General features: G+C 69.7%; 14 protein-coding genes. 8 read left to right on the top strand and 6 right to left on the bottom strand.

Annotated elements, in window-relative coordinates; all coding sequences use genetic code 11:
• Window positions 1–675, bottom strand: a complete 675-nt coding sequence (locus tag BMY61_RS41340) for a hypothetical protein (protein WP_042449633.1) — start codon at window positions 673–675, stop codon at window positions 1–3.
• 304 nt (window positions 676–979) lie between these two features.
• On the opposite strand from BMY61_RS41340, the gene BMY61_RS41335 reads away from it, so the two are divergent.
• Window positions 980–1,390 carry a GFA family protein gene (locus BMY61_RS41335; RefSeq protein WP_042449631.1) on the top strand — a complete coding sequence of 137 codons (411 nt, stop codon included), beginning with the start codon at window positions 980–982 and terminating at the stop codon, window positions 1,388–1,390.
• A 130-nt stretch (window positions 1,391–1,520) separates the two neighbouring features.
• On the top strand, window positions 1,521–2,798 hold the full coding sequence (locus BMY61_RS41330) for a hypothetical protein (RefSeq protein ID WP_042449629.1): 1,278 nt from the start codon (window positions 1,521–1,523) through the stop codon (window positions 2,796–2,798).
• Between the two features lie 15 nt (window positions 2,799–2,813).
• Here BMY61_RS41330 and BMY61_RS41325 read toward each other — a convergent pair whose 3' ends face one another.
• On the bottom strand, window positions 2,814–4,019 hold the full coding sequence (locus BMY61_RS41325; RefSeq protein WP_052438831.1) for an endonuclease domain-containing protein: 1,206 nt from the start codon (window positions 4,017–4,019) through the stop codon (window positions 2,814–2,816).
• A gap of 209 nt (window positions 4,020–4,228) precedes the next feature.
• Here BMY61_RS41325 and BMY61_RS41320 point away from each other — a divergent pair, with 209 nt between their 5' ends.
• Window positions 4,229–4,762: a hypothetical protein gene (locus BMY61_RS41320; protein WP_042449628.1), complete on the top strand. Its 534-nt coding sequence runs from the start codon at window positions 4,229–4,231 to the stop codon at window positions 4,760–4,762.
• Window positions 4,763–4,862: 100 nt separating this feature from the next.
• Here BMY61_RS41320 and BMY61_RS41315 read toward each other — a convergent pair whose 3' ends face one another.
• Together BMY61_RS41315 and BMY61_RS41310 are read right to left on the bottom strand one after the other, a co-directional pair.
• Complete coding sequence (locus tag BMY61_RS41315) at window positions 4,863–5,513, bottom strand: ribonuclease FAU-1 family protein (protein WP_042449626.1); 651 nt, start codon at window positions 5,511–5,513, stop codon at window positions 4,863–4,865.
• 130 nt (window positions 5,514–5,643) lie between these two features.
• A complete protein-coding gene (locus BMY61_RS41310) occupies window positions 5,644–5,955 on the bottom strand; it encodes a WhiB family transcriptional regulator (RefSeq protein WP_042449624.1) in 312 nt (103 codons plus the stop codon).
• 255 nt (window positions 5,956–6,210) lie between these two features.
• On the opposite strand from BMY61_RS41310, the gene BMY61_RS41305 reads away from it, so the two are divergent.
• Window positions 6,211–7,290: a hypothetical protein gene (locus BMY61_RS41305; protein ID WP_042449623.1), complete on the top strand. Its 1,080-nt coding sequence runs from the start codon at window positions 6,211–6,213 to the stop codon at window positions 7,288–7,290.
• On the top strand, window positions 7,287–7,460 hold the full coding sequence (locus BMY61_RS46860) for a hypothetical protein (protein WP_161791274.1): 174 nt from the start codon (window positions 7,287–7,289) through the stop codon (window positions 7,458–7,460). Before BMY61_RS41305 ends, BMY61_RS46860 begins: the two co-directional genes overlap by 4 nt.
• A gap of 205 nt (window positions 7,461–7,665) precedes the next feature.
• On the opposite strand, the gene BMY61_RS45690 is transcribed toward BMY61_RS46860, so the two are convergent.
• Complete coding sequence (locus BMY61_RS45690) at window positions 7,666–8,316, bottom strand: restriction endonuclease (RefSeq protein ID WP_052438830.1); 651 nt, start codon at window positions 8,314–8,316, stop codon at window positions 7,666–7,668.
• Between the two features lie 287 nt (window positions 8,317–8,603).
• On the opposite strand from BMY61_RS45690, the gene BMY61_RS41295 reads away from it, so the two are divergent.
• From BMY61_RS41295 to BMY61_RS45685, 3 genes are all read left to right on the top strand, one after another.
• Window positions 8,604–10,040: a serine/threonine-protein kinase gene (locus tag BMY61_RS41295; protein WP_052438829.1), complete on the top strand. Its 1,437-nt coding sequence runs from the start codon at window positions 8,604–8,606 to the stop codon at window positions 10,038–10,040.
• Window positions 10,041–10,702: 662 nt separating this feature from the next.
• Window positions 10,703–11,869: a ParA family protein gene (locus tag BMY61_RS41290; RefSeq protein WP_042449621.1), complete on the top strand. Its 1,167-nt coding sequence runs from the start codon at window positions 10,703–10,705 to the stop codon at window positions 11,867–11,869.
• A 2-nt stretch (window positions 11,870–11,871) separates the two neighbouring features.
• Window positions 11,872–13,101, top strand: coding sequence for a hypothetical protein (locus tag BMY61_RS45685; RefSeq protein ID WP_143094785.1), 1,230 nt, complete (start codon window positions 11,872–11,874; stop codon window positions 13,099–13,101).
• Between the two features lie 227 nt (window positions 13,102–13,328).
• On the opposite strand, the gene BMY61_RS41280 is transcribed toward BMY61_RS45685, so the two are convergent.
• Window positions 13,329–14,543, bottom strand: a complete 1,215-nt coding sequence (locus tag BMY61_RS41280) for a Fic family protein (RefSeq protein WP_082015110.1) — start codon at window positions 14,541–14,543, stop codon at window positions 13,329–13,331.
• Window positions 14,544–15,465 lie beyond the last annotated feature (922 nt).

The raw sequence follows: 15,465 nt of genomic DNA, 5'->3' as shown, positions 1-15,465 counted from the left end.
TCACGTGGCCACCGCCAGGTGACCGCGGCGCTCGGCCGCGCCGTGTCCGGTGCGGGCGGGCTCGGCCAGGCGGATCGCGCCGTCCTCGTCCGGCAGCCACAGCCCCACCTCGCGCCCGCGCGCCGCCGCGCCGCGGCCGCCGGTGGCCACCAGCACCCTGCGGGCCCGCAGCCGGCCGCGCCCCTGCCCCACCCCGGTCCACTGCCTTCCGGTCACCTGAAGGCGCACCTGCGCGGACGGCCAGCCGCCCTCGACCACCAGCGCGCAGCCGTGCCGGCGGGCCAGGGCCGTGATCCGGGCCGCCGCCCGCTCCCCCACCGTGCCGGCCGGGCGCAGCAGCAGGACGCCGACCGCGTCGGCCAGCGCGGTGGCGGCCTCCTCCCAGTGCTCCCCGGGCCGTTCGACCAGCGCCAGCCGGGTCAGCTCGACGCCGGACTCCGCAGCGGCGACCAGCCCCAGGTCCTCGAAGCCGACGGCCGCGCACCACGTTCCCTGCTGGGTCGCCGCCGCGATCAGCGCCAGGGTCAGCGCCGTACTGCCGCCGACGACCACGGCCGCGCCCGGGCGCAGCCCGCGCTCGGGCAGCAGCTCCGCCAGGGCAGGCAGGACCGGCACCACCGGGGCCGGCCGTGGCAGCTGGAGCTGGGCCGCCAGGGCGCTGATCGTCGTCTCCACACCCCAAGAATCGAACTAGTGCACTATTAATTGCAAGCCCGCGCACGCCGCGTCGCTGGATCGTCACCCGTTTGCTTGATCCACAAAGGCCCAGCTCAGGGACTGTGCGCCGCGACGGCCCCCGCTCCGTCCGGGCCGGGGCGCCCTCCACGGCGAAGGCGCGGTCAGCCGGCCGCCGCCGCGGTGACCGGGTCGGGTGAATCTCTCGTCCCGCGGGGGTTCAGTTCCTTCGAACACCCGCCCCGGGAGATCGCCCAGGTGGAAGGCTGGCACCCCACCGTGCACTTCACCCCAGGGGGAGCCCGTGACCACCGCCGCCGAGCCCGCTGTTCGATCCGGCCAGTGCCAGTGCGGGGCCATCCGCTACGAGGCGACAGGCCAGCCGGACGACCCCCATCTCTGCTCCTGCAAGCACTGCACGCGGATCGGCGGCGGGCCGGCGATGCTGTGGGTCGGCTTCCGCAGGGAGGCGCTGACCTGGACCGGACCCGGCGGCGAGCCGAGCTGGTACGCGACCTGGCCGACGCTGCGGCGAGGCTTCTGCCCGCAGTGCGGGACCCAGATCGCCTCGGTCGCCGACGACTCACCGATGATCATGGTCACCGGGTTCAGCCTGACCGACCAGAGCGACGTGGCCCCGGTCGGACACGGCTACCGCACCGACGCCGCGCCGTGGATGACGATCGCACTGGCCCCGGAGCCTCAGCCCCGGTAGGAAGCGGTAGCTGGCCGCGCTCCGCCGCGCAGGGCTCGGTGCCGTCAATCCGGTTGCGGCACGGGGCAGATGAGCCCCATCCTGGCGGGTTCATCAACGACGACGCAGCCAGGAAGGCCGGCACCGGTCCATGGAAATCAAGACGCTCGAGGAACTGCAGGCCCCAGACGAACGGACCCTGGTGTTCAGTCCGCTCGGGCTCGGCGGCAAGATGCGCCCGCAGGACGCGGCGGATTTTCAGCAGCGGGTGGTGGCCCGGGCTCAGCTGGCCGACGACGTCGCCGAGACGACCCGCGCGAAGTTCGAGCAGCTGCGCGCGGCCTACGTCCGGGGTGTCCTGTGCTACGAGCTGTTCACCCTGGTCGAGGACCAGGCGCAGCTCGCGCTGGAGCAGGCGCTCAGGGACCGGTTCGCCGCCCGCTACCTCGGCCAGGACGTCGAGGTGCGCGACCGCCGGGGGCGGGTGCACCGGATCGCTATGGCCAGCTACCCGGCGTTCTTCGAGCGCTTCCGAGAGCTGAAGGGTGTGGAGATCCGGACCGGCGCCCCGGCGGACTGGGTGCGGTTCAACGGGATGCTCGGCGGGCTGCTGTCCTGGGCCCGCCACGAGGGCCTTCTGCGCGGGCAGCGCAACCGCACGTTGGAGCCGGTGCTGCAGGACATGCGCAACCACGTCGCCCACGGCAGCTACGGGCTGAGCACCCCGGTGGACGCCGCCCGGACCCTGTCCGACCTCGCCGAGATCATCAATCACCTGTGGGGCCACCCGACGCCCGGAGGCCGGCTGTACCCGGCACCGGTCGAGCGGGGCGTCGTCGCGCTCGGCTGGTCGAAGAGCGGGGATCGGATCTGCGCGGCCCGGGCGGAGGACCTGACTGCGGAGGGCGAGGACGACGAGCTGACCTGGCTGGTGATCCGCGCGGTCTACGACGACCCGGGGCTGATGGAGTACGACGCCCGGCACGCCACCACCAGGTTCCCCGCGCAGTATCTGTGGGGCCCGGGGCCTCGTGCCGAGGCCGCCGCGTGGCTCGCCCTTGACCGGCCCGAGCCCGACCAGCGCGACCACCTCGACCAGGTCGTCCTCGTCCGCAGCGTCGACGGGGAAGTCGGCCTGCCGATGTACCCGGCGATCGCGGCCGGGCTCCCCGCCGGCGAGCAGGCCGGCACCTGGTACGCGGTGCGCGTCGACCGGCCCCTCGACGCCCTGGGCCACGTCCGGGCGCTCGCGGCCGGCGGGCCGGGGCACCGCGCGGACGGGGAGTGCCGTGGTTGTCCCGCCGAGACCCTGGCCGTCGGCGACATCACCGCGGTGCTCCAGGCCGCAGGGCGGGCCGGCGCCGCCGTCGCCGCGGTGGAGGTCCCGGACGTGCGGACGCCCTTCGCCGAGCGGTACACCCGCCGCTGACCCCGGCCGGGCGGCTCACCCGTGCTCGGCCAGGAGCTCCTGGACCCACCCGGCCGTCGTCCTCTGCTCGACCTCGGTCTCCCAGCTCGGCGGGTTCCGGTGCCGGCCGGGGCAGCTCAGCACTGCGTGGAAGCCGCCGTCGGCGAGGTCGGTCAGCTCCACCACGGGCTCGGCCAGGCAGCGCGGGTGCCGCTCGGCGGCGCGCAGCCGGGCGGTGACCAGGGCGGCCAGGTGGCGGCGGGGCAGGGTGTGCGCCGTGCGGCAGCCGTGGCAGTGCAGCAGATGGCGTGTGGTGCGCCGGTTGGTGCCGTCGAAGTTCCGCCACACGCCGTGCCCGGCCGCTTCGGCGTGGTTGCAGCTGGCGCAGGCCGGCCCGCGAAGGTAGCCGTGATCGTGGCAGTGCTCCCAGTCGACCGCCTGGCGCAGCCCGCAGACCCAGCACAGGTAGACGTCCGCGCGCAGTGCCCGGCGCCGCTCGGAGACGTAGAGCACCCCGCGCATCGAACCGGCGTAGACCGCGAAGGCGCCGGCCGCGCAGTCGGGGCACTGGGTGATCCACCCGTCCGCGCCGGAGGAGCGCCAGTCCCACTCCTGGGTCCGGTCGGCCGGTCGCCCGCACCCGGCGCAGCGGCGGGCCTCGGCGAGCAGGGCCCGCCTGCTGCTCTGCGCGGCGTCGAGGGCCTCGGCCCAGCGGGCCGGTATGCACCAGGTGCCGGTCCGTCGCTTCATCAGGTCCAGGACCGCGATCCCCGTAACCGCGGCGGGCTCCGTCCGCTGCGGCCGGCCGCGAAGGAAGGCGAGCTCCTTCTCGATCGCCTGGGCGGCTGGGCGCTGCACCTCGGGGTGGAGGCCAGCGTCCAGGAGGTCCACGGCCTTCTTGCGCTGCCGGGAGGCGGCCGCCCGGCGGACCAGTTCCCGCTGCACCGTCAGGCGCCAGTCGTCCAAGTCGCCTTCCAAGCTGGTCCAGGTCAGGCCCGCCGGTATCAGCGGGCCCGCGCTGCGCGCCACGCTGCTGAGGCCGGCGATCGCGTCGGCGAGCTCCTGGTCCTCGACGTGCCACTGCCCGCTCTGCTTGTGGCCGCGCAGCGACCGGGCGCCGAGGTGGAGGTGGCCGGTGTCGCGTAGCCCGTGCGGCTGGAGGGCGTCCGGGGCGAGGCGCAGGACCGGTTCGGGCAGCTCGTCGGCCACCATCTGCCGCGCGGCGGCGAGGGGAATCAGCACGGGGGCACGCTCTCACCCGGGTCCGACATCGCCGATCGCCCCTGCGGCCGCCGGAGGGAGAAGCACCTGTTGACCCGGCGGGGGCGAAGGCGTCGGACATCAGCTCGGCGTCCTGACGCCGCTCATCCAGCGCCCTGACGATCGCCCAAGCCTGCGGTGAGCGGCACAGACGGCACGGGCGCCTGAGCTGCGGGTCCTAGGGTAGAGCCGTGAAGCTGACCGACCTGCGCGAACTGATGCGCCGCCGCCGGCCCGACTACGGCCTCGGCCTGAGCTTTGCAGCCTTCCGCGCCGACCCCATGATCGCCTCGCTCCAGTGGCCGGACGACGTCGTCGAGCAGTTCCTCTACGACCACGGTGACCACGGTCCCTTCGAACGCGACTACGGGCACGTCGACCTCACCGCGATCGTGTGGACGCTCGAGATGGTCACGGCGGTGGAGCTGAGCACGATGCCGACCGGTCTGTCCGAGGCGGACTGCATCGAGACGTTCGCCCTCCACCCGGGCCACTACGTCAGCGTGCGCGACTCGGGCATCCACGTCGGCGTCGCGGAGATGTGGAGGGACCACGGAACCTGGAAGCGGCCGCCGCTTCTGCTGGACCGGAGGCTGCTGGACTCGTCGGCAAGCGGCCTGCAGGTGTTGGAGGGGCGCACCCGCGTCGGAATTCTGCGGGGCCGACTCCGAGAGAACGACTTCGTCGCGGCGACGCACGAGGCCTGGGTCGGCCGGCCAGCCTGACGGACCACCGCTCCGCCGCGCCCCGTCGCCGGCGCCGCCCGGGATGGACCCGATCGGCTCTGCTTCCACGCGGCGGCGGGGGATGGTGGACGGCGAGCCGTCAGTTGGCGCCAGAGGGCAGGACGGTGGCCGGCCAGGACGGATCGGAGCGCCAGGTCGCCCACCCACTGGAAGGCGTGAAGGGGCCGCCGCGCTTCTCGATCAGCTTGAGGACCTCTGTCGTGGCAGCCTCCACCTGACGACGGTCCTCGGCGTCGACGACCCCGAGCCGACAGCCGAGCTCGAACTCGTCGACGTCCTTCCACTCCCAGGTCGACAGGTCGGCGGCGACCACCAGGTCCAGGAGGAGGTCGAAGGTGTCGAAGCCCTCCGCGGTGCGGACCATGGGTCGTTCGAAGTTGACGTACCAGCGCAGCAGCTCGTGGCCAGGGCCAGGGTCGAAGAACGCGTTGACGGAGTACCAGGCGGCCGGCGGCTTCCACATGAGCAGCACCGTCTGCTGCCAGTGCCAGGGGGCCAGCTCCCAGGAGCCGGCCGCAAGGTCGGGAATCGCCTGCTTGCGGTCCGCGTCGTCTCCCGTGGCCCGGGACTGGACGTAGGTGCGGGACGCCATCGCCTCGGCGCCGGGCCGGCATGCGGTGACCAGGGCCTGGTCGGTGTCCTCGACGACGCGCAGGGCAGTGGCGCTCCACACCCGGCCGCGGAACAGGTCTCGGCGGACCACCGTCTCCCCCGGCTCGAACCGCTCCATTGCCGGCCTCCTCGCCCACGTCCAACCGGATGTTCCCGCGGCGCAGCCGCATGCTCATCGTCTCAAGCAGGGCCGGTCCCGGCCCGTACGCCGCGGAGTGCACCCGGCCAGGACCGTGACCGGCCGCCGGTCAGACGGCCCGCGGCAGCTGCCCGCCCGCGTACTGCAGCTCGTGCTCGTCCCGGGCCGCCTCGAGCAGGCTCCGCCAGGAGGCGACCGTGGGACGGCGGCGCAGCAGGGCGCGTCGCTCCCTCTCGGTCATTCCTCCCCAGACGCCGTGTTCGACCCGGTTGTCGAGCGCGTCCGCAAGGCACTCGGTACGGACCGGGCAGCCCATGCAGACGGCCTTCGCGCGGTTCTGCTCGGCCCCCTCGACGAACAACGACTCGGGGTCGTCCTGTCGGCACGCGGCCCGCTCCGCCCAGCCGCTCTCTTCCTTCATCAGCGTCGCCTCCCCCACCAGCTACCGGCTGGCCCCACCCTACGCACCGGCCCGGAGGGGTGAGCGTAGGGGAGCCCGGGTGCCCACTCCCAGCTCCGGACACTCGATCGGGTGAATTCCTCGCCGCCTGGCGCCCGATCCGCCGGGAGTTCCCCACGGCCTCCGGAGGCGGCTCAAGATTTTCTGCTGTTCGTCGTGCGCGCCGCTGCCTATCAGTGAAAGGACTGTCCCGAACCGCGTCTTGGAGGAAGACCTGTGTCCACCACTCCCCCGCCACCGGCTGCCGCCCAACCCGCCCCCGTCTCCGCCCAGCGGTCGCTCGCCGAGATCGCGCTGGACGCGACGCGGTCCGTCCGCACCCTCGGCACCGCCGTCGGCGCGGCACGGTCGCTGCGAAGCCCGCACGACGAAAGCGTGGCCGACCTGCCGTGGTACGTGCCCCAGTTCGGCCTCCCCGACCCGGACACCAGGACGGTCCGGCAGCTGGACTACGTGCTCGGGCGCGCAGCAGCAGTCGGCACCCAGGCCCCGTATGCGGCGGCGGCCGCCGAGCTGGCGAGGGCCGGGATCCACGTCTACGTCGACGTCACCAAGCACGCCGGCGACGGGGACGCACTCGCGTTGTGGGAGCACGCCGCCGGCTTCGGACCGGGCGCGGTGTACGCCGGGATGCGCTCACTGCCCGCCGCGGTGCTGGCCGCCCGGACCTGCGTCGGCCACCCGGACTACCCCGCACACCTGGAGGCGCTGCGCCGCCACTGGCTGGCGGACCAGGTCCTGGACGACACGGGGATGTTCGCCGCCGGGCCAGCCGACCATCCCGAGCTGCTCGCCGCCCTGGCCGCCGCGGTCGCCGGCTGCTCGAACCTCGACGTGCGCGCCTTCACGGATGACGAGCTGCGGAGGCGGCTGTGGGAGTCGATCGCGGGGCCCGGCCCGGACGTGAAGCCGCTGTACCGGCACCTGATCGGCAACCAGTCCGTCCTGATCCTCGACCTCGCCGAGCCCTGCTACCAGGCACGCGCCCACGCCATGCCGACCTGGTCCCCGGCAGACCCCAGCGTCGAGGAGGCAGTCCTCTCGCGGCTGCCCGGCCAACTCCAACAGCGGGCCGAGGCAGCCCTCGGGGCCAGGGACCGGGCGGTGCTCCGCGCCTACCTCGCCAGCCAGCTGACGTGGACGCAGGCCGCCGCCGAAGCCGACCCCGGCTGCGCCGATCCGGCCGCGCTCGGCGAGCGGGTCCGACGGCAGCTCCAACGCTTCGGGCAGGAGCAGCAGCGGCGGCGGGCCGCACGCCGCGGCGACGCCGCCCACACCGGCCGGGAGGAGCAGTGACCTCGCGCCGCCGCCCCTACATCCGCATCGAGATCGGCCAGCTGACCCTGACCGTCCAGGAGCGCCCGACCTGGCGCCGGGCTGGGAAGGTGCTCGCCGCGGTACTGCCCCTGTCCGCTCTGGCGGCCGGCTCGGCCGTGGGATGGCTCGGGCGCCTGACCTGGCGGTAACGGAGGGCCGCCCCGCGCACAGCGGGGTTCCGCCGTCGGCTCGCGCCCTACCCGTTCGACCGGCCCGAAACGGCACCGCGCCGGTCGCAGCTCCGCACGGGGGAGGCGGAGCCAGCGCCGACGCGGTGGCATCCCCAGTATCCGCTCGACCTCCGGGCAGCATGGGCGTTTCCGCACAATTCGGCGTGCCGCCCCTGGCCCGGGATCAGTTCCAGGGCGCCGAACCGGACTGGTTCGCCCACCCGGCGAGGCCCTGCTCGTCGACGAGCACGATGCCGACGCGGCCGGCGAACTCGCGGGCCTGCCGGGTGAAGCTCGAGGTGGTGACGATGACGGCCAGGTCCGCGCCGTGCTGGTCGCGCGCGGTCCCGTTCACGATCTGCACCGCCTGGCTCCCCACCCGGTTCCGCGGGCCGAACCGCTTCGCCTGGATGACCATGACCCGGCCGTCCGGCGTCCGGGCGATGACGTCCGCGCCCAGGTCCCCGGAGCCACCGACGACCCGGACGAAGGTGCAGCCGTCCCGTCGGCAAAGCTCCGCCAGCGACTCCTCGAACTCGCGCGGGTCCATGGCCAGGAAGACCTGGAGGTCCCGCAACTGCCGCTGACGCGCCCACCGGCGCTGCGCTTCCTCCTCCAGGCGGACGAGCTCCCGCTCGCGGGCCCGGCGCGCCTTCACCATCCGCGCCGCCCACCAGCCGATCCCCGCCAGGACACCCGCCAGGAGCAGCAGCGTGAGCAGCAACCCGGCCACTGCGGCATGCGCGCGGCCCTCGTTGTAGAGCCAGTCCAGCACCCCGATCACCACAACCAGCAGCAGGCCGCGCACTGCCAGCCGGCGCTGCGCCCGGTTCATCCCCCTTCGACGAGCCGGAAACCGGCGGCGGTACCTGGTAGAGCGGCGGCGGTATGCGGTCGAGCGGCGTGCCATGTATCCCCCCGTGTCGGTGCGTAGGCATCCTAGGTCGACCCGTCGCGGAGCGCTCCGCCGCTCCAGGCCGGCCGACCGACCGCACCGCGCGACCCGGCGCAGCAGGACGAGCCCAGCTGCCCAACCGGGGCGATTCCCGCGCGGGCACATAGGCTGCGCCGCACTTCGCCAGCCAACCGGGCACCGGTGGAGACCAGGACTCGGAAGGAACCATGCAGGGCACAGTCCTCAGTGGTCGGTACAGGCTTGAGGAGGTCCTCGGCCGTGGCGGCATGGGCGAGGTCTGGCGCGGATACGACATCTCACTCCGCCGACCCGTGGCTATCAAGCTGCTACACCCCGGCCTCGACGCAGACCACCGTGACCGCGAGCGGTTCCGCCGCGAAGCGCTCCTGGCCGCCTCGCTCAGCGACCCCCACATCGTGACCGTCTACGACCACGGCGAAGAGCACGTCGACGGCCGCGGGGTGATGTACCTGGTGATGGAACTGCTCAAGGGCCGCTCGCTAGGCACTGTCTGCCGCACCGGGGCATCGGCGGTCTCGGACGTCATCAGCTGGAGCCACCAGATCTGCGCCGGCCTACAGGCGGCGCACAGCGCGGGTGTCGTTCACCGCGACATCAAGCCGGACAACATCTGGCTCGCCCAGGACGGCACCGTCAAACTCCTCGACTTCGGCATCGCGCGCCCTGCCGACAGCAGGGCGGCCCGCTCACTGACCACGACCGGCGTCGCGATCGGCACCCCCACCTACATGGCTCCAGAGCAAGCCCGAGGTGAGGCTGGGCCGCGCACAGACCTGTACGCGCTGGGATGCCTCATGCACCAGCTCCTCACCGGAGAGCCACCCTTCGTGGGAGACCAGTGGCAGGTACTGGCACAACATGCCAGCAACGTGCCAGGCCGGGTGGACGCTCAACGCCCCCACATCCCGGCCGACCTCGCCGACCTGGTGGCGCATCTGCTGGAGAAGGAGCCAGAATGCCGACCGCCTGACGCCCAGTCCGTGGACAACCTCCTCTCCGCGATCGCGCGGGCTACAGCGTTCGGCGCAGGCTCCCGGGCTGACGGACCAAGCGGGGTGGTGACGGTGCTCGACATCGCCCCGGTGCGCGGCCGTCGGCTGGCTACCGCAGCAGGCGCGACCGTCGGCTCGGTCATCCTCGCCCTGGAGGAGGTCGAATTCGCGCACTGGCCGGAACCCTGGCCGCTCATCAGCGGCCTGCTGATGACTGCTGCCATCACGCTCTGGAAGGGCCCTGCGGCTGAGGCAGATGCATCGAACAGGGGGGATGCTCCCCCAGGCCAGAGTCCGGTCAGTGCACTCCTCGTGGTCCTTCTGACCATCGCGGGTACCTTGCTCATCCTCTTCGCCACAGCACTCCCATGGTGGATAGCGCTGCTCGCCAACGCCCTCGGCGGCCCGCTGCTTCTCAGCGCTGTTGAGGCTGTGCGCCGAGCCGCTCGTCAGCTCGGCAAGTTGTCTTGGGGTCTCGCCAATCTCGCTGCATGCGTCGGCATGTTCAACGGAGCCGTGGGCGCCGCACTGCTTGCCGAGCGCTGTGGCTTCGGCATCGCATCTGCAGCTGGCCTGGCGACATGGTTCGCCACCAGCACGGTCATTGCCGCAGCTGCAAGGAGCCATTGAGGTAGCAGCCTGCACCCTTACCGGCAAAGCTCGCCGTTGCCTTCGCCAGGTCAACAACAACAACGGCGTACTCAACACCACATGCTGCGCGGTCAGGCTGCGAATCAAGTGTGTTGGCGTCCAATTCATCGCCAGAAATCGAGCCCTCCCGCTCCTCATCGCGCAAGTCATCCACCGAATCCAGCCCTCAACGAGTGACGTGTACATGTCTATCTCGCGCGGATGGCGCCATCCTCACTCCGTAAAGAGTTGGCAAAGTCGCCCCTGACCTGCATGTTTCACAAAGTCACATACTTCACTCACTTACTCACTCGCGCACTCAGCAGTCCCACCTCGCCGATCGACCCACCTGGTCGCTCGCTTCACTAGGGGCATTGAACAGAGGCTTCGAGCGGTCGAGCTAGACGCCCGAATTGACGCCACATTAGAGCCTCGCCGAATTAGATCAATTCCCCGGTGCGCCAGAAATGGAGGGAACGCGGGTCCGGTTCGGATGCCTTCAAGGCAACACGAACGGAAATACTTTGACGTGACGTGACATCGACTCGCATCCCCGTGTATGGTCACGGCCGAGGACACGCGGGCGGGCTGCCGATGAGTGCACCTGCCGTGGACAAGCTAGCGCGTGGCTCTCGTGGCCATCTCGCGACAGCGGAGAAGTCTTGGAACTCTACGAATACACCGAACTGCAGAGTCGACTCGGAGCGATCGCCGACTTCGACGACATGACAGACGATGCGTCGCTCCAGGCACTCGTCGAGTACCTCCGCCCGTTTCTGCGGAACGTGATCGGCGTAACCATCGGCAAGGGCGGCGAGGGCAAGACGACTCTTGCAACCAACTTGGCGTACATGCTGGCGGAGGAGCAGGCCCTTCGCAATGCCCAGGGCAAGTCGGCCAAGCCCGTCCTGTACATCGAGCTCGACCAGAACGGTGACAGCCGCACAGACTTCGGTCTTCACGCCAAGATCCTGAAGATGGTGCTCGACCGCAGCGGCGACACCGAGGCCGACGTTCAGGCCGAGGTCTCAGCTCTCGTCAGGGAGTTCGACGACCACGGCAAGTCCCTCCGCGATGCGATCACGAACGACGGAAGCCTCAAGGTCATTAAGGATCTTCGTCCGTTCCTTGACGCCACAGTGTCCGGCAAGCACTGCGCCGACATCGCCGCGCGCATCAGCAAGCTGTCCGACGCTCACTCTCTCGCTGCCTACTTGATGCTGGCACTTCTGCTCGCGCAGATCTCTCACCTGTACCGCTGGATCGTGCTCGACTTCGCGCCTGGTGACAAGTCCATCCAGCGAACGGGGCTGGCAGCGGCCACGCACCTGGTCGCGCCCATCCACAACACGGACAACGCCGCGCTGGGCGGCCTGGCCACGATCACCCGACTGATCCGGTCTAACCGTCGCCTCAACCCCGAAGTTGAGCTCGCAGCGATCGTGTTCCTGGGGTTCCGAAAGGTGAACGGGGATGCGACGAAGGAGCTGCTCAACGTACGGGTGAAGATCGAGACGCTGCTGACACAGGCGAAGATGGACCCTGACATGGTCCTGGACGAGTACGTCCGCGACGCGCGATCCATCGCCACTCTCTGCCGCAACCACGGCAAGCCAGCCCGTGAGTTCGCCCTCGCCGCAACGGGTGAACTCAAGGATGAGAACGGCATGTTGGTTCCTCGGCCTCGGGACGAGAACGGCCGCTACGCGGACCCGGAGGCGTCAGTGAAGCTTGCCGATGACTACTCGAACCTGGCACGAGGGGTGATCACCCGAGTGCGTCAGCGCAACACCGAACTCCGTGACAACCAGCTGCAGGGAGCGTCGTGACCATGCCCGCCACCACCAAGGCCGCGGACGCGGCAAAGGGGTCGAAGACCGGTCCCAAGCATGATCCGGAAGCCAAGAATTCTCACCTGATCGTCCCCGCCCTCAATCTCGGGTCGGATGAAGAGGACGAAGAGGACGACTACCAGCCTTCCCGTGGATTCGCGATGCCGACGTCCTCGAAGGCACCTTCAGTTCCTCCGCAGCACGGTGAAGCCGGCGGGGACAACGGTCCTTCGGAAGCGGCGCAGACTGAGATGCCTGCCGTGGCCGCCACTGCCGCCGACCCCGTCATCCGCAGCGCTGCTGCCGATGGCTCTTCGACATCGGACGGCCTTCCCGGCTCGCAGCCTCGTGTCGGCTCCGGCGCCGACACGGTGGTCGAAGGACGGGTGCAGCCGGCACTTGATGACCAGCGTTCCGGGCACGACCACGGCGAGCCCTCTACTAGTGCGTCGACGAGCATTCGAGAGCAGGCAGAACTCCAGGTTGGCGGGGCCCTAGAGCGGTCTGCTGGATCAACCGGGTGGGGGCGCAGCGGAGCCGCTCCGGCTGTACGAGCTACAAGTTCACTCGCTGGCGTTCCGGCCCGCCGTCCAGGTCGTCGTCGGCCCACCGAGCCGTTCAACCCGGACCAGCCGCGTCAGCGCAATCAGGATGCGATGCTCGAGCTGTCGCAGATCGCTCCGAGCTACGCCTCTCTCCTAACCGTTTACAGCGCGTCTCAGTTGAACGCTCTCCCCTTCGAGAATCGCAACATCAACCTGTACGGCCTCACGGCAGATCAGGTCGGCACGCAGTCCGTGGCCGACAGGGCGCTCATCAAGACGCTGACGCTCCAGCGCCCGAAGCTGACAACGGCCACCTACGTCGACGCTGCGCTCGAACCGGTGCTCAGGCCGCTCGACCCGACCGGTGTTGATCTCGATGCCATGGAGGACGAGCGGGACTACGTCTACGAGTTGGCCCAGAAGGGGCTGGCCTACCGGCGGTACATCTTGAGCGATCAGGACAGTGCCAACATGCCGAACTACCGGCCGGTCTGCTCGCTGCGTGCCGACGTCAACGCTCGCCTTACTCGGATGATGGACCTCCTGGAGTCCATTCAGGGCATCCAGGCGAAGCCCTTCGAGATCATCAGTGCCTGCCTGGCCGAGTACCTGGCCAGCCTCCCGGCCGAGCGCTCTCACCTGACTGGATGGTTCCAGAGGAACATGGTGACCACAATCCAGTAGTGCGAAGCTGTCGGCCGCCTACAGGCCCTCCAGCTAGCCTCACCGCCAGGAACAGGAAGGGGGTCAGCAGCAGATGCTGCTGACCCCCTTCCTGATGCTCGGGCTTCGCCAAGATCCGACGCCTCTCGACTACTCAGCGTAGTTTTTTCCTTTAACGGGTGGGCCTTGAGGTTAAAGGAAACACGCCTGCCAGCATGGCCCCTCCTACTGGAGCCGGCCGGCGGCAATCATGCGCGGGCATCCAGCTCCGGCAACTCCCACTTCGTGTAGGTAAGTCGACGCTCTGCCCCGTTGATCAGATCCAGTACATCGGTCGCCAGGTAGGCGCGGGTTCCCCGTTCAACCTCCTTGACCTGCACGATCCCTGCTCCAGCCAACTCCTCCAACGCGCCCGACGCCGCGACGAAGGAGATACCCAGAAGTGACTGCGTGGCCCTGGCGGTCACGATGGGAACGCCGGGAAGTTGTTCCATGAGCCTCACCACCGCGGCCCCCTTTCGGGGTTGCCCCCGACGTGACTGGCTCTCCCGATAGCCGGCCAGCCGTCCGTCCCAGGCCTTCCGCATCTGCGCGAGCTCGTCCGTGAAGCGCCGGGCCTCTGCCACTGCATCACGGGTTGCCGCCAAGAAGACTCGGATCCAGGCGCCCAGGCCCGCCGATGCGTGTTGGCTGTCCGGTTCGCCCTCGTATCGGTAAGCGTTCAGTCCCGCGATGTACTCGCGAGCGTGAGCAAGAAGCGACATGGAGATCGGAAGGACATGGCCAACTGCCAGCCCCTGCCGCGCCAGGACTGTATGAATCAAGGCCCGGCCGGTACGTCCGTTGCCATCGGTGTAGGGGTGGATCGTCTCAAATTGCGCATGGACAAGGGCCGCCTGCACGAGCGGGAGAGGATGGCTCTCCGAGATGAAGGCCGCCAGGTCCTCCATCAGGGGCAGAACTTCGCCCGGCGCCGGCGGCACGTACTCGGCGCCTCTGGGGCTATAGGCGTTGCCGCCGACCCAGTTCTGGACCTGGCGCAACTCGCCGGAGAGCTCTCCCTGTTCGGTGTCAACCATGAGGGCGGCCTGCAAGTCGTTGATGTCCGCGACGGTGAGGCTCTCCGCCTCAGTGAGGGCCGTTACAGCTCTCCGCAACGCCAGAACGTTGTTCACGACCTCACGGGCGCTGTCGCTGATCCCCCGATGAACGCGCCCGTCGTCGCCGGCCTTGGTCGCAAGCATCAGCTCAAGGTGGGCAATCGCGCGCGCTGACGCAACGACACCCTCGATCCGCGAGGACGCCACTGCCTCGGAGCGGAGCAGAAAGCGCGCCAGCGACTCCAGATGCGGGCTCGTGGGGGCGGCATCGTTAAACGATCGGACCAGACGATCGACGTCTGCTACCTCGGCTGCCAGCTCGGCCGAGAGCATGATCGGACGTCCCAGAAGCGGGTCTGGCATGTACGCACGAAAGGTAGGAGCAGGCTGATCGTCCGGACTGGCGGTCGCGCCAGGCTGTGATTGCCAGCGTTGTTCCGCAAACCTTGCCACCAGACACGCTCCAAGAGTTCAGCCTCACGCAGATCCGTTTAAGGATAGTCTGAACCTCGTGATGTTTGGTGTGATGCTCGGGAAGGACGTGGCCACAGGGGCCTCGCCCTCGAAAGGCATGCCCTCTCCGGCAACCACTCCAGGCACGCCGATCGCTCCGGTGTCAGAGGTACAGCCATGCCTCAGAAGTTCTAACGGCCGGCCCACAGCCATGGTCACCCGGCCAGTAGACACGCACCGCGAGCATGAAAAAGGCGACCCCCTGGGTCGCCTTCCGGGCGGCTCAGCCAAGCTCGCCCATCGCTCGGGGAGCCACCCCGAGCTTTTGCATGTTCAGTTCGTCGCTTCATCGCATCGGTCGTCTCCCGCGGGGCCAACCGCTGGAACGACGGGGAGGGACTCAACAGCTATCTGACCTGACCTGAGCCGCTTCCAACACGGCAGACGCTCTCACCTCCGCTGACCAGGCATTTCTTCGAAAACGGTCGAGCGGCCAGTTGCGTTGTGCCCTCATCCCTATGCAGTTCTGGAGCAGATAATAGCCGCCAGCCATAGGGCTAGTCCCGCATTGCCAAAAAACGGCTCGCCGAGGCCCTTTGCGGACTACGCCCAAAACGGATTGAAAAGGTATGAACCGACCACCCTTCAAAGGGGTGTGCGGCACACGCCGAGCGCCTCAGCGCGCGCTGATCTCCCCCCGCTGCACGAGCCCTTGCGGCTGCTCCGGCGTACCCGGGAGCGGATCTCCGGAGCGCTCGAAGCCTTGTTGGAGGATCGCGGGCTCCGTCAGCGGCCGCCAGTTGAGGTTCTGTCGGCTGTCGTGCTGTTGGCG

The organism is Streptacidiphilus jiangxiensis (genome assembly GCF_900109465.1).
Taxonomy (GTDB): Bacteria; Actinomycetota; Actinomycetes; order Streptomycetales; family Streptomycetaceae; genus Streptacidiphilus; species Streptacidiphilus jiangxiensis.
Note: the sequence above shows the minus strand (reverse complement) of the source record. Positions and strands in the feature narration are given on the sequence as shown.

Excerpts from the sequence above, each read along its gene's own strand:
- BMY61_RS41315 (WP_042449626.1), bottom strand. The coding sequence starts at position 5,513 with ATGGAGCGGTTCGAGCCGGGGGAGACGGTGGTCCGCCGAGACCTGTTC.
- BMY61_RS41330 (WP_042449629.1), top strand. The coding sequence starts at position 1,521 with ATGGAAATCAAGACGCTCGAGGAACTGCAGGCCCCAGACGAACGGACC.
- BMY61_RS45690 (WP_052438830.1), bottom strand. The coding sequence starts at position 8,316 with ATGAACCGGGCGCAGCGCCGGCTGGCAGTGCGCGGCCTGCTGCTGGTT.
- BMY61_RS41280 (WP_082015110.1), bottom strand. The coding sequence starts at position 14,543 with ATGCCAGACCCGCTTCTGGGACGTCCGATCATGCTCTCGGCCGAGCTG.
- BMY61_RS45685 (WP_143094785.1), top strand. The coding sequence starts at position 11,872 with ATGCCCGCCACCACCAAGGCCGCGGACGCGGCAAAGGGGTCGAAGACC.
- BMY61_RS41295 (WP_052438829.1), top strand. The coding sequence starts at position 8,604 with ATGCAGGGCACAGTCCTCAGTGGTCGGTACAGGCTTGAGGAGGTCCTC.
- BMY61_RS41310 (WP_042449624.1), bottom strand. The coding sequence starts at position 5,955 with ATGAAGGAAGAGAGCGGCTGGGCGGAGCGGGCCGCGTGCCGACAGGAC.